This window comes from Okeania sp. SIO2B3 (assembly GCF_010672525.1).
Lineage (GTDB): Bacteria > Cyanobacteriota > Cyanobacteriia > Cyanobacteriales > Microcoleaceae > Okeania.
The window spans coordinates 1-22,755 of the sequence record NZ_JAAHGH010000115.1; the positions used below are offsets into that span (position 1 = coordinate 1).

Consider the following 22,755-nt stretch of genomic DNA (forward strand, 5'->3'; position numbering starts at 1 on the left):
TACAGTCCTCACACTTGCGTGTATTTTTCAATACAATTTTCTCCCGAAAAAGCCGCTCCCAGACTAACCCATAACTTGTCTTTTTTGTCTACGTTTTATGTTAAGAAAGATGTTTATAAAGCATAGCTTTGAAAGGGGGGAGGCAGAAGGGAATATTGGTTCAAAGGGAGAAAGTTTTTTTGTCACTAATTATTCTGATACCAAATTGAAATGAAGCTGCATAGAATAATATTTAAAGCATAATTGACCATAGGTAAGCGTAGATAAATATAGATCGATTTAATGAATTTCATCATTCTATGCAACCTCATATAAAACTGGTATGACATGATATTACCCAAAAAATATCATACAGCACTTTCCGAAGTTATGAGGTACAGTTATTTTTATTCTTTTCTGTTCCCAGATCCGGTGTTCCCTCAAACCTAACATTTTGTACCTCATAACAATGGGAAACGCTGTATATAGCACCTGTAAATTTAGGCGATCGCTTTAATTTGAACCTATCCCACTATTTTTAATAGGCTTATTGATTTAAGTAAAATGTGTTTGAAAAGCTATATTTTTCGTTTTTAACTCTCAAAATATTTAGGGTTTTTAGCAAAAATTTTATTACTGGGATAGGTTCTTAAGTAGCGACCGCCTACTTTTACCGAATAATTAATAATTAATAATTAAATAATTCTGGTTTAAAGCCTCCTATTTTAAGGGGAAAAAAAGCGGTTGAGGGATGGCGAGGGGACCTCGCCATATCCAATCAATCAAGAGAAGAAATAATATTTCCTTATATTTAATTCCGTAACGGTTTTCACCAGAGGTAATTATCAATTATCCATTATCCATTAATGAAAGCTTCCTTTGATTATATTCCAAATAAATACAGCAAAATGAAAAAGAATGTAGATTAGGAGAAACTAATATAAATACCAACTCTATATACTTCCTAACAGTTAATTACTATTCCACTCAATTAATTCAAAAATTAATCAATTCAATCAAATTAACTCCCAACCTATTTCAGCAAATTATTATTATTAATAATTCAACCGATGATAGTTCTATTTATCAACTTCAAAACAACACCACAATTATTATCGACTCAGAAACTAATTTAGGATATGGTAAAGCCTGTAATGTAGGATTGAATTGGATTTATACTCAAAATCCCCAAGCAATAATTTGGTTAATTAATCCGGATGCTTATTTATTCCCAAACTCCCTGGAAAAAGCACACCAATTTTTAGTCAAAAATCCAGAATTTTCCATATTAGGAACAACCGTCTACGAACCCACGGGTAAAATTTGGTTTGGTGGCGGAAAATTTATTCCTGAAACTGGCAAAATAATTGCTAATGAATTTCTCTCCAACACAGAAACATCAACCACAGATTGGGTGACAGGATGCAGTATGTTAATTAACTTCAAAAACTTTAAAAACTGTCCTGAATTTGATGAAGATTATTTTTTATATTATGAAGATTTTGACTTTTGTAGACGCTATGCAAAACAAGGTCATAAAATTGCCATAACTCAAAAAATATCTGTAGTTCATCAACCATCTTCCATTACCAAAAAAAATCCTGAATTAAAACTTGAGCATAGCATCTATAGTTATCTACTAAGTTTAGAAAAACATACAAGTAGATTAGTTTTAGTATATAGATTAATTAGAATTACTATAGCTGCTTTAGCTAGGCTACCAATAAATTACAAAATAAGTAGTATTAAACTCAAAGCTATTTGGAAATACAGCCAAAACCAAAAAAGTTAAACCTATACCTCTATTTGTAATCTTACCGAAAATCCCACTAATTTTAACTTCTGACTTTACACTTCTGATTTATGACTTCTTGAATGCAGGAAGTACTAATAACTGATAACTGTTAACTGATAACTGAAATAGCCCATTTTCTAAATTGTTTTAAAGTTGCCGTTTCTCCAATAATTAATCGTTGCTCTAACCATTGAGGAATAATTGTTATATCTAACAAAGGAAAAGCCAAACTTTGCCGGATTTCATCATAACTTTTAGTTTGCCTATTCAACCCATAAAACCGCAAAACCTTACCATCATATCGCCATACTTCCCCTATACCTAACTCCCCATAAATAGGTAACTTATCCATTGAACTATTGGTAATATCAATTTCAATCGCTAAATCTGGGGGTATATCTCCTTTATTTAAGTCAATATGTTGCTTATTTCTAACTTCTGCCTCATTTTGCAGATAAAAACAAGCATCAGGTTCAATTCCTTTTTGAATATCATCTCTTTTTAGAGTAAGAGAACCAACACTTTTAATATTTAAATTCCACTCTTCTGCCATAATAAATATCAGACGAGCAATAAACCAATTATTGTTCTCATGCTGCATTAAAGGACTCATAATCTGTAAATATCCCCCATCATAAACTAGACGTTTTGTCGAATTTTCTCTTAATTCTTCACTCATACGCCCGAAAGTTTCCCAACTAATAGGATACAAAATTATATAATTTTCTGCTTGTGTTTTTGTGAGTGTTTCCATTGTCTTTTTTACTGAAAAATTGAGTTTAAAGCCCCGTCCTTTGCTGGATTTTTTTTATTTGCTCGAGTTGTGTGCTATAATAACAGATAAGCATTTTATCCGGAATTCTGCGCAAACAGCTATTAGCTGTCAGCTATCAGCAACAAGACTCTCTCCTTAAGGACAGTGTTTAAATTATAGTCATTTAACTTTAGATTGGGACAAAGCTTTCTCGCTATGAGGGAATTTCAGACGAAAAAACGTCTCATTTTTAAGTTAAACTACTATAATATAGACTTTAAGGACAAGGGAGCTAACTGTTGTAGTAAGACAATTAATGAAGCTTTTATCCTAAACTAAAAGCAATAGCTGAAGTTCGCAGTTCCTCCGGAGGAGGCTAGCTAATGGCTGACGGCTGAATACTTACAATAACAGTTTTATATCAGATTGCATAGAATGATGAAATTCATTAATCGATCTATATTTTATACTTGAAATATTATTCTATGCAGCTTCATTTCAATTTGGTATTAAACTTATCAGAAATTAACTAAAAAAAATGGTGCGTGGCGATGAACAACGGCACTTCATGGGAGCAAGATATAGCGCTGTGCACAGGCAACAGGCAACAGGAGGAATAAAAAACCGATAATATAAGACTTTTAGCTACTGGACAGTTCTTGTAATTTGTAAATATGCCAGTGCACATTGCTATATGAACAAGGGAGCAAGATATGAGCAAGGGAGCAAGATACAAGTAAGGGAGCAAGATGCTCCCACTGCTTTTGTCCTTAATCAAAATAATTACAATAGACCACCATTACAATGCACCACCACCAAAGAAGAAACCAGAATAATTATTTCCCTGATTAATAAATTGAAATAACCAAAAATATCAGAAACGGGAAAATATCAGGAACGGGCAAGATGCCCATTCCACAAAACTATTAAAATCCCAAGCGCATTTATGCAACGCTCCAAAAATTCTTGCCTGCTGCCTTCTCTTGCCTGTTACCTAAAAACTTAAATGTCTAACCAACTTCTAATAAACCTATCAGTATTAATCCCACAACCAACAGGAATATCCATCTACGCAAATAACATCCTGCCACAACTTCAACAACTTAATCCCACCCTATTAGTTGCCAATAAAATTCCCAATTTTAACTGCCATCTCATCCCTAACAACATGACGCCCGCTCAGGGAACTAAAGGTCATTTACGACGATTATTTTGGACTCAATTTCAATTATCAAATATCTATAAAAAATTACAAGCAAATCTACTTTTTTCTCCCCTTCCAGAAGCGCCATTATATTCTCAGTATCGTTACATAGTAATGGCTCACGATTTAATTCCTTTACGTTTTCCCAAACCTGGTTCTCGCTTAACTGCTTACTTCAAATATTATATTCCTCAAGTATTAAGTCAGGCAGAACATATTATTTGTAATTCTCAAGCAACCGCAAAAGATATTACTGATTTTTTCCAAATAACACCTAAAAAAATTACACCTATTCCTTTAGGTTATGATTCTCAAAGATTCCAATTTTTAGACTTACCCACGAAAAATTACTTTCTTTATCTCGGTCGCCACGACCATTATAAAAATCTGCATCGGTTGATAGAAGCATTTGCTAAATTGCCTAATTTTTCCGAGTATGAATTATGGTTTGCTGGACCTACAGATAATACTTATACACCAACATTAAAAACTCAAATTAAAGAACTAGAATTAACAAAATTAGTGAAATTTCTAGACTATGTTCCCACAACAGAATTAGCCAAAATAATAAATCAAGCGATCGCTCTGGTTTTTCCTAGTCTGTGGGAAGGATTTGGTTTTCCCGTATTGGAAGCAATGGCGTGCGGTACTCCAGTTATTACCTCTAATATTTCATCCCTGCCAGAAGTTGCTGGAGATGCAGCTATTTTGGTTAACCCGAAAAATGTAGGAGAAATAACAGATGCGATGAATATTATTGCTAAAGATGGAGGAGAGCGATCGCGACTATCAACCTTAAGTTTAGCTAGAGCTAAAGAATTTAGTTGGGAAAAAACTGGTTTAGCTACTAGGGAAGTGATTCGGAGGTGGAGTGATGGGGGGATGGGGTGATTGTGTGATATGGTGGTGGTGTGATAGGGAGAAGGATATTATAACTGAAAACTACCAAAATTTAATCAATAACCATGAAGATTTAGAGGTGTATCAAATTGCTTTTAATATACTTTTAATATAGCAGTTTTCAGTTTTGTGTGAAATAATTTCCTGAAATTACTGTAGCGTCAAAGTTTTAAGCTTATAAAATCTTACTTTTAACTTTTGACTTTTGACTTTTGACTTCCGTGAAACGGTATCAATTAATCAAATGAACATAGAACAAGCATTACTCAAAAACTTCAGAGAATTACCGCCAGAAAAACAGCAAGAAATCCTAGATTTCAGTGAATTTATCAGACAAAAAACTTTAGTCAAACCAGAGCCAAAAATACCAAAACAAAAGGCAGAAAATTGGAAAAATTGGGCAGAAAGCCAGCCTAAAAATAGTCCTGGCTTACCAGAGTCCGCTTTAAAACGAGAAACTATTTATTAAAAATAACCGGAAAATTTGGGTCTCAAGTCTCCCCTTTTAAGGGGATAAAAAAAGAATATTCCGTATTTCAAGCCTCCTACTGAAGCAGGAGGTACTGATAACTGATAACTGATAACTGAAATGACTAGGTATTTATTAGATACGAATATTCTTTTAAGAGCCAGCGACCCCACCTCATCCAACTATCAATTAGCCGTTGATTCTGTATTTTTATTACTGAATCAAAACCACGAATGTTTATTAACTGCCCAAGTTCTGATAGAATTTTGGGTAGTGGCTACTCGCCCTATAGAAGTAAATGGCTTAGGTTGGACTCCTGAAAGAACTCGACAACAAATCAATATATTAATTTCTCAATTCGCTTTATTATCAGAAAATGGAGCAATTTTTACCTATTGGTTAGAGTTAGTTATTACTCACAATATTAGAGGAAAACGAACTCACGATATTAGATTATTAGCCGTAATGAAATCTCATGGAATTAATTGCTTATTAACTTTTAATCCAGAAGATTTTATAACTATTCCAGAAATAAAAATTGTCACACCACAGGAGATAACTACCAACTTTTAAGTAAGATATTAGTTAAGTATAGTACTAAATTATGAATATTATTATAATGGGGGGAGCGATCGCTCCTTTTTATTGGGGAAAGCGATCGCTCTAGTTTTTCCTAGTCTGTGGGAAGGATTTGGTTTTCCCGTATTGGAAGCAATGGGTTGTGGTACTCCAGTTATTACTTCTAATATCTCATCCCTGCCAGAAGTAGCTGGAGATGCAGCTATTTTGGTTAACCCGAAAAATGTAGGAGAAATAACAGATGCGATGAATATTATTGCTAAAGATGGAGGAGAGCGATCGCGCCTCTCAACCTTAAGTTTGGCTAGAGCTAAAGAGTTTAGTTGGGAAAAAACTGGTTTAGCTACTAGGGAGATAATTATGAATTATCTGATTAAGGTTTAAATAATTAGGGCGATCGCTCCTTTTTATTTTAGGGAACCCAAATTAACTGTGAATTCATTTAACTATTGTCCAACAGTTAACAGAACAAACTCACAAAGCAGCGATCGCCTGATTACTCAGTATGGATAATTCATTTAACTATTGTCCAATAGTTAACAGAGCAAAGTCACAAAGCAGCGATCGCCTGATTACTCAGTATGGATAATTCATTTAACTATTGTCCAATAGTTAACAGAGCAAACTCACAAAGTAGCGATCACCTGATTACTCAGTATGGATAATTCATCTAACATTAAAACCCAGTTATATCAAATCCGTTGGCTTCAGAGTAATATAATTCTGTCGTCGTCATACAATGCTTAGGGAAGAATGATCATTTACCCCTACAATATGGACTCTTATCTTTAAAAGACTGAATAACATCGATGCTACCGGATTTGATATTATCCAAGTTCAAAAAATGGCTATTCTCAAATCTTACTTTTGAACCTTACGCTTAGTAGCAGCAACCAAACCACCAATAGCTATTAGACCTAATACTGTAGAAGGCTCAGGTATGTCTTCTGGAGAAGACTCAAGTACCTCTTGAGATACATAACCATTCGCCAAACCTTCTAGAACAACTTCATAGTTACCACTGAAAGAACCTCCTAACCCAGTCTCAGTAGCAACAGTACTCCAAGCGTAACCAGTAACTCCATTAATATCGTATGCAAAGATTTCACTTATTTGCACACCATCTAATGCTCCTGCTAGAAAGGGGTCACTAAATCTGTCTCCTAAGTTTAAGGGACTTGCTAAACCAACCACAATGTCATCACCAACTTCGTTAATGTAAGAAATGTTGGGGTCAGTAATCATGTCAAGTCCCCCTTCGTCTATAAAAATGCTGTAAAACAGCCCTTCAGTGGCACTTGATACAAGTGGGGCACTTGAGTTTCTTTCCACAGCTTGTTCCCAAGCATCAGAAAACCAAGCTCTACCAACCCCATTTAGCCAATCGCTACTAGAGTAAATGTTCTCAGTCACGTTGGTAAATTTGGCTGTTTCTCCCTGAGCATTTTGAGCTTGTACTGTAGCAAGTGGGTTAGCACCCTGAGTTTGGCCTACATTTTTCGCGCCTAACTCTACGTTACCACCAGGATTGGAACTATCTCCTTGTAAAATTGAATCTAACTTAGTTATGTCATTAGTTACTTGAAGGCTAGTACCGACTTGTTCCCGTAGTATGATATCTGTACCGCTACTGGTAAAAGTAGCAGCCATTGCTGGAGCGCCGAATACTGCACTCATACTAGCAACAACTGAAGCGCTTGCTAAAAATTTCTTTACTAATCCTGCCATGATTTTTGTCTCCTTAATTTGAATTGTGTTTTTTGATAAAAAGTTTTTTGATTTATAGAACCCATTTGGTATCTTTTCTTGAAATACAAAAGTTTCAGGAAAGTCGTTTTAAGGAGCCTAAAAACTATAAGAGTTCAGGAAACTGAAAAATTATGAAAAATGACTGCCAGAATCATAAAACCCAAATGGGTATTGGACTTGTAATGTTAAATAGATCCCAAATGGCTTCTATATTACATTGTATTGTTGCGACATACGCGTGAGTAGAAAAAGAATCTGAATCAAGCGATCGCTTTGTGTTTCTCCACCAACCTCTCAAGCACATTTGTTTGACATTGTATTATGATTATGTGTACTTGATTATTCATAATCATAATTATTCTGCACCCTTAGATATGTATTTGCTATATTTTCAGTGAATTTAACTTGTGTAGTTAACCTGATTACTAAGATTATGACATAGGCATTATGTAAATAGCAAGAGTTTATTTCTAACTTTACTAAAACTTTAAAAAACACACAAAAATCCGGCAAAACTTCAAAGCATATTCCTCAAAATACCTCAAAATACCAAGATTTTCCTCAAAATAAACTACTTATGCGTAAATTTACCGAATATTTAAAATCATTAAATCCGTAGTGTACTGCTTAATCTTATAGGAAAAAACTGGTTTAGCTACTAGGCAGATAATTCAGGATTTTCTGATTAAGGTTTAAATCATTGGGGCGATCGCTCCAAGTATAGGTTAAAGTTATTCTTAGTCTTTAATGTTGCTGTTTATTGATTTCTAATTGTGATATTTGGGGGTGCGGGATGTAGGTTAAAAAAAATGACTCAGCGAATCACCTAAACTCAAAGTTGAGAAAAAAAAGGGGGCAATTACTTCGCCCCTTTTTTCTTTTTATAGCTGCTATGCTGCTTTAATTACTTCACAAAAAACTTTGCCAGTAAATTTGAAGAAGATTGGCTTTCAGATGGGCTTTCAAATTGGCTTTCATATGAGCTTTTGATCAAGTTAATATAGCCAGTAGGTATACCTGAGGCTACCCATTCTGGTTGAGCTTGCAGGCCATCGCTTCCACCTAGGACTCCGTTGTTGTTATTAACGTAGTCAAAAGCGATCGCCCCGTAACCTTCATTGCAACGCCAATCACCAATTAGATCATCTTCTGGAGATTGAAAGGGCAATATAGAGGTACTTCGCTCCAGCCAATAAAGGATTTGCTGTTTTCCAAGGGCACTCTTAAAAATCTGCAAGCGACCGATACAGCCATTAAAGAAGTTCCCTTCATATTCACCCCGCCCTAGATAGAGTGAATCAGGATAGAGTGAATCACTGTTTGGTAAAGCCTGTGGGATGTTTGAAGGTAGTTTTTTGCCTTTGGCTCCATCCTGGTTTCCGTTAATGTACAAAGAAATTTCATTATTCGATATCACTACAGCAATATAGTAGTAGGTATCTATGTCAATAGACATCTCCGACGTTATCTCTTTTATTAGAAGTTTGCCGAGATATAGGTCTACTTTAACTCTTCCAACCCATTGTTGTTGTAGCTGTTCGTTTTCTTCTAATCTCCATAAATAGCTAACTGCATAAGAATATTTATCTACCGATGACCACTTCTCAAGGATGTTATACTCAATTGCTTCATTCTCTACATTATTTGGTTGTTCCATTTCCGCTAGCATCCAGAATGCCAACGTGAATTCTGAATCCTTGTCAAAGTCAATATCCTCGTTGTTGGGAATCTCTACATAGTCGCTAGTTCCGTTAAACTTTAGGATTGTAGGCCATATTGGTGCATAGCGAGGAATAGTTAGCTCGGTCACGGTTAATCTCCTTGTTAATTCCTTGTTAATAAAAATAACCCCACTAGGTACAGCTCTCTCATTTCTGGGAGACTGCGAGGGTGACTCAGTTACTTTTTCTGAATCAGGACTTACGCAAATTCTTAGACTACAGGCTATCAGTAGGGGGCAAATGCCAGCTATCTGTAGGGGGCGAATGCCATTCGCCCCTACATATGATGGTTTTGCGTAAATCCTCTGAATAAGTCTAATGGCTTACTAGTGCAGGATGGCGGAAATAACTAACCAGTTAAAAAAGGTTCAAAAGCTTGTACAATAACCTTTCTTCCCTTCTGCCTTCTGCCTCCTGCCTTCTGCCTTTTTGCACTAGAGGCATTTGTTAAGACAGCTTACAGCTCCAGGTCCGGCACAAACTCCCCAACAGACAGGGTTAGTCAAACAATAGGCACATCCTAGGGCAGTTGTGCCAAGACATTTGAGCATACACCCAATATCGAACTGTCCTTCAACTCCTGGTGTTGCCAAGGCAGCACTTGCCATACCGTTGTAGTTGCTTCTAGGGGATGTAAGGCTTTGCTCGGCAGTAAAGTTGTGTACTTTCTTCATGGTAATTGTTTTCTTCTTTAAGATTTACTTCATTAACTCGATGGTTTCCTAAATTAGAAGATCGAGACCCCCATTTGGGATAAATGGAGGTCTTTTCACCGCCGAGGGTTATTGTAAGCAGAACTTAGTTATCTAGACATCAGCTACTTAAAGCTTGGTGCTTCTTCTATCCTGAGAATAGTTAGAAACAACCCTTAATGCAGCTTACTACCCCTGGCCCAGCACACTCAGCCCAGCAACCAATATCGGTTCCGCACTTAAGACAACCAAGAGCTGTACTGCCAGCACACTTTAGGGCACATAAAACACTGAACTGTCCCTCAACGCCGGGTGCAACTTCGCCAGCAGTGTTGCCAGCATAGATAGCCGCGTTATTACCGAGACTTTGGGCTGCTGTAAATTTTAATTGTTTGTTCATAACGGTTTCCGTTGATTTTCTCCTTTTGTTTTACCTTTGGTTTTTACCATCCTGTTAGAGGACGGCTTTCTTGTCTTGGTCTTAATCGTAAGACGATTCTTGAGACTCAAGCAAGCCTTGTTTTGCTTTTTTTTCCTAGTTGGAATGGGATATTACTATGTGTCGCTATGTATTACTCCATTCCTTTTCCTAGGTAATCAAGCAAGCCTTGTTTCCCTTCTATTTCCTAGTTAGGATGTTGTTATGTATTCTCCCATCCCTTGGAATAGGTACGGAAATTCTGTTGTGATATTCACTTGACAATACCGCTTCTTTATCATGCCGTTTGTTTGTGCCTGATAGCTGAAGATAACGTCATAAATTTTCTGATCGCCTTGTAATAAAGCTGGTTGTGATGTCACTCCTACAAAACTGTAAGGAACGGGAGGAGGGGAAGGAGGGGAAGGAGGGGAAGAATCGGAAGGAGCGGGAGGAGCGGGAGGATAGAGCAAACGATAAGCATCACTATATAAACCTAAATATTTAGTAAGTACAAAATTAAGCGCCCTGTAACTATCCGTATTCCCTGGATTGATTGCTGCCTCCCATAAAATACCGATCGTGAGTTTTACATTAAGCTCTACTGGCTCATCTCCTATTTGTTCCTCGATCTCCTGTACGTATTGATTTAAGGACAAGAAAAAGAAATCGCTAGCAAGAACAATGGGTAATTCTAGTCCATTGCAGGCTCCAGAAGGTGGCACAGGACCCTGCGGTCCAACAACCGTGCTTAGGCTCTCTTTCGAAGGATTTTTAGGAAAGGGTTTACTGGCCTCAACAAGAGCGAGGACTTCCTCGTCGGAAATAGCCTTAATAATATAGCTATCGACTTTAGCTATCGTGAAAACCCAGCACATTTCTCGTGCCAGATATAAGTTTTCTACCTGAGATAAAACTTGGAACAACAGCTCAGGAGTCGGAGGATAGACACTATTTGGAGGAGCAACTTGATAGAACTCCTTTTCTATAGTCAGAGATGGAAAGACAGGTCGAACCTTTCCCAGGGTGCTGTAGATATAGCTAGGAGGAGCGCTATCGCCCTCGTTATAGGACTCTTCTCCTCCTCCATCGCAGGAGCAAGCTTGAGGCAAAATATCTGCGTAGGACTCCCAGTTGATAATGGGTTCGCCTCCATAAGAACTCAAAGTGGGAATCCTGAGGCTTTGTGCAGCTGTCGGTTTTAGTAAAGTCATTGTCATTTCAGTTATTAGTTATCAGCGATCGGTACCTCTGGCTGTTTGCGCAGCATTCCGCAGGAAACCTAGAGGCTGGAAATACTGAAGTTTATTCTTTTCATCACCTTAAAAGGGTAGAAACTTCAGACCTTAATTTTTTGGTCAATTTATTTTGTATTCTTAGACTTGATGTTCTATTGGTATTTATTGTGTGACTCCTGAATTTAAGCTAAGAAGCAGAGGGGGCGAGAACTGCACCCACCCCTAGGAAAAGTCAGACAAACATTACGGGCCGGGATAATAGGGCGCAAACTTGCTGACTAAGAATGGGTATAATCCCGTTACGTCAACTGTGGTAAACCAGTAAGCAGACTCACCCGTTACCCGTTGCATATATTGGAAAATAACATTAACAATCCGGCGTGTTCCTTGAACATTTGCTAATTCAGCAGTTACCCCAACTAGGTAATAGGCACCTTGAAAGCCCCCTGGACTTTGTTCAGGATCGAGCATCTGAGCTGTCGTAGTATAAATCTGTGGGTACTTGACAGCTAAGTAGTTAATTGCTCGGTATTCGTCTGTTGCTCCAGTATTATCAGTTAATCCCATTATCATCTCCAGTACGCTTTGGGCTAACTCTGGTGATACTCCTGATGCAGAGGCGATCGCATCAACAAAATCCCTCAGGTTAGAGATAAAGGACTGATTGACTGCTACCAAAGGCAATTGCAGACCATTACACATCTCTGGCGGAGCTAGGGGACCTTTTATGCCAATAATTCCATCTAGAGGCGTTTCCAAACTGGGGTCCAATGCAGTTATGAATTGAGCCAGCTCGACGTAAGTTCTGGGTTTAAGGATATAGACATCGACCGTATCGATCTGGAAGATGTAGCACATATTCATGGCTATATAAAGATTTTCCCCTTGGCTAAGGACCTGGTAGAGAAGGTTATTGGTCGGTCCTTGAGCTTGTATTGTAGCGGCAGCAGCCTCGAATTGTTTCTCCAGACTTATGTTGGGAAAAGCCGCTCTAATCGATCCCAGGCTATATATTGGCGTAGGGGGAGGTGCGGTGGTGCCATCGCTTTTTTCACAATCGCACTCTTGAGGAGCAATGCTTGGAGTTGTCACGCTCAGGGTGACTGGTAAAGGATTTTGTATTGCTGCTGGCGCAACTGCTACAGCACTAGGTGCTGGTACAGCTTGAGTTGTTGCTACGGCATTAGGTGCTGCCGTCTCTACTTCAGGGGATTGAACTTGCTCTGTTATCATCTTTGCTCCTGTTTAGTGTTTTCAATTAAATTGCTCATCATAGTCAACAAATCAACAAGGACTACAATGCTTTTTAGTAATTTGCTTTAGCTGATAGCGTTCTCCAGCTAGCCTCAGCATTCAGTAAAGGCGGGATAATACTTTTTCGGCGGATATCGGGGCGAAGGATAGCTCGGCGTATCTCCCCTGCCGTAGCCTGGGGAAAAAGCGACCATAGCAAGGCAATTGTTCCAGTTACAAAAGGCGTAGCAGCGCTCGTGCCTGTCATCTGCGTGTATCCGCCACCAGAATAGGTACTGACAATATCTACCCCTGGTGCCATTAATCCCGATTTCCCTACTGATATACCGCTATTAGACTTAGAATACAATTCCCCTTGCATATTGCAAGCAGCAACTGGAATCGTCCAAGGATGGTCAAACAGGGCAACTCGTCCGAGCCGACCTTGATTACCAGCAGCTCCTACAATTAATACTCCTTTTTGAAAGGCGTAGTCAAAAGCCTCCTGGAGAACAGGTTGCTCTTGGAGCGACGTGGTAGGCAGACCCAAACTGAGGTTGATTACCCTAGCTCCAGCGTCTATCACTTCCTTGACAGCAGAAGCTAGATTCTCAGGAGTCACCTTAGGGCACTGCTCTAAATCTGCCAGATCGCATAAGATTGGTTTCACCAAAACTGTACAGTCTGGACATAGCCCTGGAGCTTGAGACTCCCGTTGGGCACAGAGAATACCAGCTATAAAGGTTCCATGAACGCAGCCAATGCTCTCTTTGGTTTGGCAAATAACCTCTGGTGCTGCAGGTAGAGCGCGTATGGAAGCGGCTTGCAAATCAGGATGATCTCCTTGTACAGGACCATCAATTATCCCCACTACGATTTCAGCTCTGCCAGATGTAGCAGCCAATAGCTGTTTTATGTTGATAAATTCTAAATAATTAACCATTTTTTTAGTGACAACAATTTAACGTATTGAACTGCTCAGTTAAACCTGGGCTGATTTGTTAAAGTTCCTTTTTTTAAGGAGTCTCTATTAAGACCATCAAGTGAGTTGATTTCTGACAGTTTTTGTTTGGAATTTTTACTGTTTTTTTCTCTGTCCAGTTAAACTTAAGCTAATTTGCTAAAGTTCTCTTTTCTTAAGGAGTCATCATTAAGACGATCAAGTGAGTTGATTTCTGACAGTTTTTGTTTGGAATTTTTACTGTTTTTTTTCTCTGTTACCTCAAAACAATCTTCTGACACATAAGGCAATACTGTTCAAAGAAGACCAAAACTCATAAGGTATAGCGCTACCCACAAGTAAAGGGAGCGATCGCGACTATCAACCTTAAGTTTAGCTAGAGCAAAAGAGTTTAGTTGGGAAAAAACTGGTTTAGCTACTAGAGAGGTAATTCAGAATTATCTGATTAAGGTTTAAATAATTAGAGCGATCGCACTCTTTGCAGCCAAAACTAACAACGAGTTACATTGAGGAAAGCGATCGCCGAAAATTTGCCAAGTTTATTACGGGTTTCTCGGCTTTACGAGCAAAATGCGACGGCGAGTCGCATTGAGGAATACGCTTGCCGTTGGTGGATTTTGGTTAGAAGTGGAGTTCAGAAAGTCAAGTTAGGAAGGGTTAGGGAAGAGACCCAAACCCCTTTGTCAAACTGCCCCTATCCACGGCGATTCGTTTTGAGGAACGCATACGCCTATTCTTAGGTTTGACTTCCTGTTATAAATATTTCAACTGGTGTTTCTGAATGCTCGCTTATGTTTGAAAATGTTATCGATTGTGTCCCGCCTACATAATATTGCCGATCTTCAGTCTGCTGCACCTGAATGTATACCGGGGGATGATCCTGCACCGCTACCACTGCGTTATATTTTTGACTCTGGTTGGTAAACTTCGTCTTCGCAGTATCGAGGCCTGGATCAAAATTCGCCGTCAATGTTTCCCCTCGGTCTATCGTTTTCACACAGGGTTGGGTTTCAGTCACTTCGCAGAACTCTGCTGCTTGTGCTGAATCTACTGGACTCACTAAAATAAAAGCCATCATCACTACCAATGCAACTAGCAATTTTGTTACGAGTTTTTTCATTTTCTTCTGACCTTTTCAAAGATTTACACATCTCTAGAACGGGCTTTCACCCTTAGCATCAACAATAAATATAACCAATTTAAAGATATTTTATTGTCTCGCTCAAATATTAGACGCTAGGATGATGTTTTTTATGACGTTAATTTATCAATTTCTCTCATTGCCTCGCTTCCACCAATGTCATTACTCATTTTTGATAACTTCCTTAGCAATATACCACATCAACATCTAAACCTTTTTGTATATAGGTTAATTACACTCCCCTTTCACTTTAGGTTCTGTTTTCCCTTGCTGCATGACATTTTATATATATGCGAATACCCTGATAAAAATGCGAATAAATTTTTCCCTGTACGGAAACTACCGCCGCTCGAATAACCACTGACCTCTTACCCTTCTCATGTATCTCACCCCCCGATTTACCCATACCATCCAATCCACGCATGATTATCTACATTTGCTACCCCCTATATCCGTCTAAGACCTAGACAAACCCAATGAAAATCTTTCGCTGAACTCTGAACATTACAGCGGTTTTCATATGAATAAACCACAATCATACTGACTCCTTACTCCTTGCTCATTACTCCTTACTCATTACTCATTACTCCTTACTCATTACTCCTACAACAGTTTTGTGGTCTACTCAACTGAAAAGCACTGTAAGAAAAAGTATCTTTCCTCACAAGAATCGAGAAATTAACACAGATATAGAATACATCCCTGTCAAACTCCCCATGAGTACATAGTATGTCAACCATCGTGATCGCTCTCTTGGCAGCAAAAACTAACAACGAGTCACATTGAGTCAAGTGAACGCCGAAAAATTTCCAAACCAATATTTCGCGCTGCCGTAAATGTATCGCGATGTACGCCAAAACTATTCCCTTCTGAAACCCATCTACTTTTGATCGCCACACCAAATCAACCTCTCACACACCCATTTTCGCAAAGAGGCAACAAAACTACAGCACATCAGGAACATTACCCTCCTGTATCCATCAACAACCTATGGCAAATCCACTGAATACCCTTCAATGAACTCCAAACACTAGGGAAAAGTTTCACATCTCCCATTAACCGAGATATTAACCCATATTTAGTATTATCCCCTGCCAAACACCACCACATAACATACGGTCTCAACCATCGCGATCGCTCCCTTGATAAACAACAGGCAACAGATTTTTTCTGGTAACTTTCGCTTACAGTTAATAGGCAACAGACAACATATAAAAAAGAAGAGATTTTTTCAGAGAGTGGGTGGTACAAAAAAAGATTTTTCTGGTAACTTTTACTGGCAGTTCCCAGAAATGGTTGAATAAAATTATTGATTTTCTGAAGATGTCTATTATCCTTTGATACAAAATCCTGTTGAACAGTTGTCATTTCCACCATAGGAAGCAATCTCCTAAACCCCTGAGATGGCTTTCTTCCACTCCGTTTCAGTTGCAATGACTTAGATATAGTAATTCTCCGGATTTGATATGACTCTACCGAACTTTCCACCCCATCTTGTTCTACTTCAAATACCTCGACACACTCTACTTCAGTTAATTCTGTAGCAGTTTCCTGAACCTCCCGGTCAACTTGCTCCCTTGACTCGACAGCACTCTCCACAGACTCTTGTTTTTCTACCTCAACTAAGCGATCGCTCTCTACTTCTACCAATACTGTGGCAACTTCCTGAATAGTCTGACCTAAATTACCCCCTAGCTCCACAGGAGTATCCACAGACTCAGATTTTTCTATTTCTACCACCTCTTTTTGCCATGGGAACCCACCCCTCGCCCCTCCCAGGAGGGGAAGGTGGGGTAATGGAGAGATAGAACGGCTATCAAATGTAGAGCGATCGCCAGGCAATTGTTTCATCCCTATCTCCAACCCATCCTTTTCTTCCGACTCAATACTCTGCTGCTTATCCTTATTTTTCCTTGGAGTAGAAAACTTCCGGCCTTTCCCTGCTGTAAAACTTACTTTCTCCCCAATTCCTAGAAAATAGTTGCTCAACTTCTCTTTGAGCTTTTTCTTAGCCACATATATCCGCCTGCATACATTGTCGTAGGATATCCCTTGCCGTTTCGCAATTTCTGTATGGGAAAGCTCCTCATAAAAATGTAAAATAAAAGTCCCCCGCAATCTTTCCGGTAAATCAGCGATCGCCCGTCGAATCTCAATAGACCTCTCCTCTCTCTCCAGACAACTTTCTGGCGACTTCACCGAAGAAGCAATACCCATCTCCTGAGTATCTCCCACCCATTCAATACTTTCAACACCTGTAGCCCCTCGAGAACGTTCTCGAATAATATCAATACAGAGATTGCGAGTCAGCTTGATAGACCAGGCCTTAAAATTAGTAATTTTCCCCTCAAACTTTTGCACCTTTTCCCAAGCTTTTAGCGCCGCCCGACTCAGAGCATCCTCCGCATCTGTTTGGTTAGAGTTCATTAACCTGAGACAGCACCGATATAGTAGTTCTCTATGTCCATTCCATTGCTGCCAAAACTGACAAACTAGATCGGAATTGCCCCTTTCGGTTAAAGCAAAGTCCATTATATTCCTCTTCCATCTACTGACTATCTACATAACAAAGACGTAAGGGATTTACTGGTATGAGCTATCAAACTTCATGTAAAAGATCATATAATTAGGCTTTTCTTCGATAGTGAAAATCAACCTTTATTAGCTACCTGCATAAGTCTAATCATTTGTCAATCTCATCAAGTTTGTATGAATATTTATTCAACAAATAAGTGTCTTTGCGTAAGTCCTGATATAGTGGTATATAGCAATTTTCATTTTGGTAGACCACCAGGGGCGAATGGCTATTTGCTAAAGTAGAGCTGCCGCTTTATATGTCGTGGAGCGTTAACGGAGTTATGCGACAGCAAAACGCCCCCTACTGGACCGACACAGCTAAAACTGTGCATTAGGTTTTAACTTGAAAATTCTTACTTTTGATTTTTGACTTTTGAATTTTGAATTGAATCTAATGCACCATTTTAGCTGTGTCAGTCCACTACAGGGTTTTGGCTATGACGATGTGGTCCATCAATCATCAAAAGCGCTGTAAGTCCTGATATTTTTTAAATAATTCCAGATGCATACAAAACAAACTACAGATTCTATCAAGCTAGATTTTGTTTTAGAGGCGATCAACCGTAAGCTACTAGAAACCAACAATCATCCTTTAAATACCACAGAAATTATTATTCTCCAAGGTATTTGGGATCATAAGACCTATAATATAGTTGCTGAAGAGGCAAATTACAGCTTAAGTTATCTAAGTAATGTCGTTGCTCCTGAGTTATTTAGACGAATTTCTGATATTATTGGTCAAAGGGTGACAAAGAAAAACTGTCTGATTCAACTTCAAACATATCTCATCTCACAAGCTACCTCAAAAAAAACTTTCCTTAGTCAAGATTCCGGAAAACTTTCTTCTAGTGTCACACAACTAATGTCACCAAGATTTCCGAGTGGATCTATTTCTCTAGATTCACCATTTTACATAGAACGAGCCGATATTGAGAAGCAAGTGTATGCAGAAATTGAGAAACCAGGAGCATTGGTGAGAATAAAAGCACCCCAGGAGATGGGCAAAACCTCCCTTCTTTTGAGGGTTATAAACGATGCAGAAAGTTTGGACTATCGCACTGTGAGCTTGGACTTACAACAGGTAGGCCAAGACATTTTGAGTGGTGGTATCAACAAATTTTTACGTTGGTTTTGTGCTAATATTGCTTATCAACTAAACCTAGAGCCTAACTTAGATGGCTATTGGGATGAAGATATTGGAAGCAAAATTAGTTGTAGTCTATACTTCCGCAACTATTTATTACAGTCAACTAATTCTCCTCTACTTCTAGCTTTAGATGAAGTAAACCAGATTTTTGAGTATCCAGAAATAGCAAAAGATTTTTTTCCTCTATTGCGCTCGTGGTTTGAGGAAGCAAAAAGACTCCCAGTCTGGCAAAACTTACGTTTAGTGGTAGTTCACTCCACTGAAATTTATGTACCTCTGCAACTGAAACAGTCACCTTTTAATGTGGGGTTACCAATTCAGTTAGGTAGTTTTAGCTTAGAAGCAGTTTTAGAATTAGCCCAATCTTACGGACTCGACTGGAGTGATGAGAAAGAAGCAAATCTTCTGATGGCTCTCATTGGGGGACATCCAGCACTGGTGCATCTGGCTATTTATCATCTGAGTCGAGAAGATGTGACAATGAGGCAATTATTAGAAACTGCTGCCACATCTACCGGAATTTATGGCAGTCATTTGCGACGTCATCAAGTGAAGTTGGAAGAGGAGCCAGAATTAGCGATCGCTGTGCAAAATCTTGTTAATACTAATGAACCTATATTATTAGAGCCTATTATTGCTTATAAGCTGAGTAGTATGGGGTTAATTAAGTTAGATCGAAATAAGGCCACATTAACTTGTGATTTGTATCGGCAGTATTTTAGGAGTCAACAACAATCTCATGGGATTGTTTAGTAATTAACAATTAATAATTACCTCATAAACGCCATCCCACTCTTCGGGAAGCTCCACTTTTGATGTCAGCAACAGCCGTTTCGCTGCGCGACATGAAAAGCAGAGCTTTGCGCTAGCAAAACGACTGCTTTTTCTATATGATATGAATATCATAATATGGTTGGATATTGAATCAAAAGAATTTCTGGCACAGAATGCAGTAATATAGTTTAAAAATCCTAGTTAACAAAAATGCTAAAAGGATATTCAATTATTGATGCTGATTCCCACGTTATTGAACCTCATAATATGTGGATTAAGTATCTCAAACCAGAATTTAAGAAGTTTGCCCCCTCTCCAGATATGAAAATAAAAGGGGAACCAATCACAGAGACAATCTCCCAGCAACTAGAAAAAGAGGGAAATAGGCAGATGATGGAAGCTCACCCCCATGCTTATTTGAACCACTACAATGCCGAATCCCACGTCCAAGCAATGGTACAGATGGGAGTGGATATTGCTTTTCTTTATCCCACCACCGGACTGTGCTTATTTGCGATTGATACTTTGCCTCCAGAAGTTATGGGCGCTTTTACCTATGCCTATAATACTTGGCTGTATGAAGAATTTTGTAGCTATGACCCTAGTCACTTAAAAGGAGTCGCTGCGATGAATCTCCATGACCCCCAGGAGATGGTCAAAGAGCTACATAGGATTGTAAATTTTGGCTGGAAGGCAGTTTTTTTACGCCCCAATCCCGTCAAAGGCAGGATTTTGAGCGATTCTGCATACGAACCTTTTTGGACAGCTTGCGAGGAATTAGATATAGCTGTGGGCATTCACGAGGGAAGCCACAGTCGCTTACCTACTACAGGAGCAGATAGATTTAATAGCCATTTCGCCCTCCATGCTTGTTCTCACCCCATGGAACATATGATGGCACTATTGGCCTTAATTGAAGGGGGAGTATTGGAGCGTCACCCGAAACTTAGGGTAGGGTTTTTAGAGTCTGGTTGTGGTTGGTTGCCCTATTGGTTATGGCGATTAGATGAAGAATACAAAAATTTATATTGGGAAATCAAAGATATGGTAAAATTACAGCCATCAGAATATTTTCGCCGTCAATGTTATCTTGCGATTGACCCATCTGAACCTTATCTGACTCAAGTTTTTGATTACATTGGTTCTGACAATTTAATCTTTGGCTCAGATTATCCCCATATAGATCATCAGCCAGATATTGTGGATCGATTGGTTGGACTTGAAAAAGATTTATCGAAAGAAACACTGAAAAAGATTGTTTGGGATAATCCTACTCGCTTTTATAGCCTTTGAAAGGGGGGAACAAAAGGGGAGCACAGGGATGGGAAAGCCAATCAATCTTAGGGTTTTACAACAGATGTTTTGTTAAAATGCAAGTGTTACTCAACCAAAAACCAAGGTTGAGACTACTATCGCCTTTTAATCAAGTCGCCGAGGGGCACTGGGAGACGTTAAACGGACACGGAGGAAGAGTTAGACTGGCAAGCCAGCATTTTCCAGTGAGGTGTCAACCCGCCCTGAGTCATTTGTTCAGCGAGCGTCTGTTTGAATGATGGATGGGAATCCCGCGCTGCAGGTGCACCTTAAGCGTCGGGAGGATGTCAAAGCCTAGCTTAACAATCTTAGTTTACTTGAATTAGTTAGCCCATTAATAAGAACTAGAAAATAATGCCATACATACCCTATAGTCAAAATATTCTACACAGTTTATCTAAAGTAGACCTAAATAAAGGTAAAGATTCTCTTCCTTCTAATGCATTAGATGAGGATTTTTATTTCCAAATACTTGTAAATGACGGTAATGATGATTCTTTCAAATTAGTATATGGAACAAAAAAACAGCTAACAGAATATCTTGGTCTTGATGATATTGATTTGCCTACAACTGGAGTACCTGTCAATGAGAACTTCGTGGACATCCCAATCGACTCAATATTTGCCCCCCAAAACGATGAAGACGCCACTAAAAATTTATCTCAAAATCAGAACAAAAGCTTGATTCAAAATTCAATAAAAGCAGCAAAATATGTCACCGTGCGTGCCTTACTACAATCTCGAAAGATATCTCAGATTATAACTTCTACATGGCTCGATCAAAAAGATATAAAAACAGAATTAACCAAAAAAATATTTGATACCTACCCTATTCTACCTAAAGATGAAGATATTGATATCTTGCCTAGTGGTTTAGATGTTGACAAGATTGAAGAACACAAAGGGTTATCGAGTTTCATAATTAGACGTGATTCCATAACTTATCACTCAATATATTTAGCTCTTTTATTATCTGGACAAGCATATTACAAGAATGATGAGAAATACGAACTGATTTCTGATTCTATTATGAGCACCTATCAAATAATTTGGGAGTTTGGATTCGGGTTATCTTGGGATATATTTTATGGTTATATGAAGGATATTGCAGAACCAGGGCTAAACCCAGCACCTCCTTATAGTCAAGTAATTCTACCTTACCCTCCTCAACCAAATGAAAATTCTCTGAAACAGAAAGATATTGAAGAGTGGGCACAAGCCAAAGACCTTGTCACTGAGGAGGAATCTGAAGGTGCTAAGAGTGGGGATTCTAAATACGGCAACTGCAAGTACCCATTTTATCCCGTGTGGAACTCAAAGGAAAAAAAATGGGTTGGTGATGAGTTAAAGTTCATAGCTCCTGCCCATTCTTATATTACCCTTACTTCTTTGTAGTTAATTGAACCTAGATGATGAGATTGATACTCCCCGCGTCTTTAGCGCGGGGATTCTTAAGCAAATCCATGCATTGGATTCTTAAAGGCATTATCAAAGTGCCTCTACTGAATTCTTTGAGAGAAAGCTTCAAAGTTGCCGCTACAATTCTTACGGATATTAGCTGCCCCATGAATATCACATTAAGTAACAAACCATTTTGAGTTTGATACACATCTGGCTGTCTTGATGCAGTCGCTCATGGGAGAAACCCCCTTTGGAAGCGCTGCATCGCTTAATTCGTCTGCCTGATGCTTTCCAGATTTTCCTAGGTCATGCTTTGCTACCTACATGAAACGCAAACGGGTTTTTCACAGATTTTTGGCAGGAAATCATTATCTAAAAAGCTGACTTGCGAAGTGTAGGATTCCTTAGTTTCAATAAACTCTATGCCATACAATTCGCATTATGAATATAAACTATCATATCATCAAAAAAATCTATGAAAGTCCTAACTCCTTAATCTATCGAGCTACTTTAAAGGAAAATAATAACCCGATTATTCTCAAAATCCTCAAAGAAAACTATCCTACTGCTTCTGAACTTACCCGCTACAAACAAGAATATGAAATTACTCGTTCTTTAAATGTAGATAGTATTATAAAAGCTTACGATCTACAAAGATATGAAAATAGTTTAGCCATACTCTTAGAAGACTTCGGTGGTCAATCTTTAA

19 protein-coding genes and 1 pseudogene are annotated in these 22,755 nt (G+C 38.6%); 10 read left to right on the forward strand and 10 right to left on the reverse strand.

The window, feature by feature from the left end; all coding sequences use genetic code 11:
* Positions 1 to 934: 934 nt before the first annotated feature.
* The gene (locus F6K15_RS32775; RefSeq protein WP_293069576.1) at positions 935 to 1,771 is read left to right on the forward strand and encodes a glycosyltransferase family 2 protein; all 837 of its coding nucleotides are present in this window, start codon (positions 935 to 937) and stop codon (positions 1,769 to 1,771) included.
* A gap of 112 nt (positions 1,772 to 1,883) precedes the next feature.
* Here the strand turns inward: F6K15_RS32775 and F6K15_RS32780 are convergent, their stop codons facing one another.
* Positions 1,884 to 2,528, reverse strand: a complete 645-nt coding sequence (locus F6K15_RS32780) for a Uma2 family endonuclease (protein WP_293069546.1) — start codon at positions 2,526 to 2,528, stop codon at positions 1,884 to 1,886.
* 694 nt (positions 2,529 to 3,222) lie between these two features.
* Here F6K15_RS32780 and F6K15_RS32785 point away from each other — a divergent pair.
* The 5 genes and pseudogenes from F6K15_RS32785 to F6K15_RS32805 all read left to right on the forward strand — a co-directional run.
* Positions 3,223 to 3,393: a hypothetical protein gene (locus tag F6K15_RS32785; protein ID WP_293069547.1), complete on the forward strand. Its 171-nt coding sequence runs from the start codon at positions 3,223 to 3,225 to the stop codon at positions 3,391 to 3,393.
* 141 nt (positions 3,394 to 3,534) lie between these two features.
* Positions 3,535 to 4,623, forward strand: coding sequence for a glycosyltransferase family 1 protein (locus tag F6K15_RS32790; RefSeq protein WP_293069549.1), 1,089 nt, complete (start codon positions 3,535 to 3,537; stop codon positions 4,621 to 4,623).
* 253 nt (positions 4,624 to 4,876) lie between these two features.
* Complete coding sequence (locus tag F6K15_RS32795; protein ID WP_293069550.1) at positions 4,877 to 5,101, forward strand: DUF2281 domain-containing protein; 225 nt, start codon at positions 4,877 to 4,879, stop codon at positions 5,099 to 5,101.
* A 120-nt stretch (positions 5,102 to 5,221) separates the two neighbouring features.
* The gene (locus F6K15_RS32800) at positions 5,222 to 5,674 is read left to right on the forward strand and encodes a type II toxin-antitoxin system VapC family toxin (RefSeq protein ID WP_293069551.1); all 453 of its coding nucleotides are present in this window, start codon (positions 5,222 to 5,224) and stop codon (positions 5,672 to 5,674) included.
* A gap of 69 nt (positions 5,675 to 5,743) precedes the next feature.
* Positions 5,744 to 6,064, forward strand: a pseudogene (locus tag F6K15_RS32805) (glycosyltransferase); the annotation flags it as partial.
* Positions 6,065 to 6,541: 477 nt separating this feature from the next.
* On the opposite strand, the gene F6K15_RS32810 reads toward F6K15_RS32805, so the two are convergent.
* The 9 genes from F6K15_RS32810 to F6K15_RS32850 form a co-directional block, all read right to left on the reverse strand.
* Complete coding sequence (locus F6K15_RS32810; RefSeq protein ID WP_293069552.1) at positions 6,542 to 7,408, reverse strand: NF038130 family PEP-CTERM protein; 867 nt, start codon at positions 7,406 to 7,408, stop codon at positions 6,542 to 6,544.
* Between the two features lie 925 nt (positions 7,409 to 8,333).
* Positions 8,334 to 9,239: a LamG domain-containing protein gene (locus F6K15_RS32815; RefSeq protein WP_293069554.1), complete on the reverse strand. Its 906-nt coding sequence runs from the start codon at positions 9,237 to 9,239 to the stop codon at positions 8,334 to 8,336.
* Positions 9,240 to 9,584: 345 nt separating this feature from the next.
* On the reverse strand, positions 9,585 to 9,824 hold the full coding sequence (locus F6K15_RS32820; RefSeq protein WP_293069556.1) for a hypothetical protein: 240 nt from the start codon (positions 9,822 to 9,824) through the stop codon (positions 9,585 to 9,587).
* A gap of 648 nt (positions 9,825 to 10,472) precedes the next feature.
* Positions 10,473 to 11,480, reverse strand: coding sequence for a hypothetical protein (locus tag F6K15_RS32825; protein WP_293069558.1), 1,008 nt, complete (start codon positions 11,478 to 11,480; stop codon positions 10,473 to 10,475).
* A gap of 261 nt (positions 11,481 to 11,741) precedes the next feature.
* Complete coding sequence (locus tag F6K15_RS32830) at positions 11,742 to 12,731, reverse strand: hypothetical protein (protein WP_293069560.1); 990 nt, start codon at positions 12,729 to 12,731, stop codon at positions 11,742 to 11,744.
* Between the two features lie 73 nt (positions 12,732 to 12,804).
* Positions 12,805 to 13,674 (reverse strand): S8 family serine peptidase, encoded by an 870-nt coding sequence (locus F6K15_RS32835; protein WP_293069562.1) that lies wholly within the window; start codon positions 13,672 to 13,674, stop codon positions 12,805 to 12,807.
* 754 nt (positions 13,675 to 14,428) lie between these two features.
* Positions 14,429 to 14,812, reverse strand: a complete 384-nt coding sequence (locus F6K15_RS32840) for a hypothetical protein (protein WP_293069564.1) — start codon at positions 14,810 to 14,812, stop codon at positions 14,429 to 14,431.
* A 611-nt stretch (positions 14,813 to 15,423) separates the two neighbouring features.
* On the reverse strand, positions 15,424 to 15,732 hold the full coding sequence (locus tag F6K15_RS32845) for a hypothetical protein (RefSeq protein WP_293069566.1): 309 nt from the start codon (positions 15,730 to 15,732) through the stop codon (positions 15,424 to 15,426).
* Between the two features lie 64 nt (positions 15,733 to 15,796).
* The gene (locus F6K15_RS32850; protein ID WP_293069568.1) at positions 15,797 to 17,365 is read right to left on the reverse strand and encodes an RNA polymerase sigma factor; all 1,569 of its coding nucleotides are present in this window, start codon (positions 17,363 to 17,365) and stop codon (positions 15,797 to 15,799) included.
* 547 nt (positions 17,366 to 17,912) lie between these two features.
* Between F6K15_RS32850 and F6K15_RS32855 the strand changes: the two genes are divergently transcribed.
* The 4 genes from F6K15_RS32855 to F6K15_RS32870 all read left to right on the forward strand — a co-directional run.
* Complete coding sequence (locus F6K15_RS32855; protein ID WP_293069569.1) at positions 17,913 to 19,310, forward strand: AAA-like domain-containing protein; 1,398 nt, start codon at positions 17,913 to 17,915, stop codon at positions 19,308 to 19,310.
* A 231-nt stretch (positions 19,311 to 19,541) separates the two neighbouring features.
* Complete coding sequence (locus tag F6K15_RS32860) at positions 19,542 to 20,624, forward strand: amidohydrolase family protein (RefSeq protein ID WP_293069571.1); 1,083 nt, start codon at positions 19,542 to 19,544, stop codon at positions 20,622 to 20,624.
* Between the two features lie 375 nt (positions 20,625 to 20,999).
* Positions 21,000 to 22,040: a hypothetical protein gene (locus tag F6K15_RS32865; RefSeq protein ID WP_293069573.1), complete on the forward strand. Its 1,041-nt coding sequence runs from the start codon at positions 21,000 to 21,002 to the stop codon at positions 22,038 to 22,040.
* A gap of 447 nt (positions 22,041 to 22,487) precedes the next feature.
* A partial coding sequence (locus F6K15_RS32870) for a hypothetical protein (RefSeq protein ID WP_293069574.1) occupies positions 22,488 to 22,755 on the forward strand: 268 nt, incomplete at its 3' end.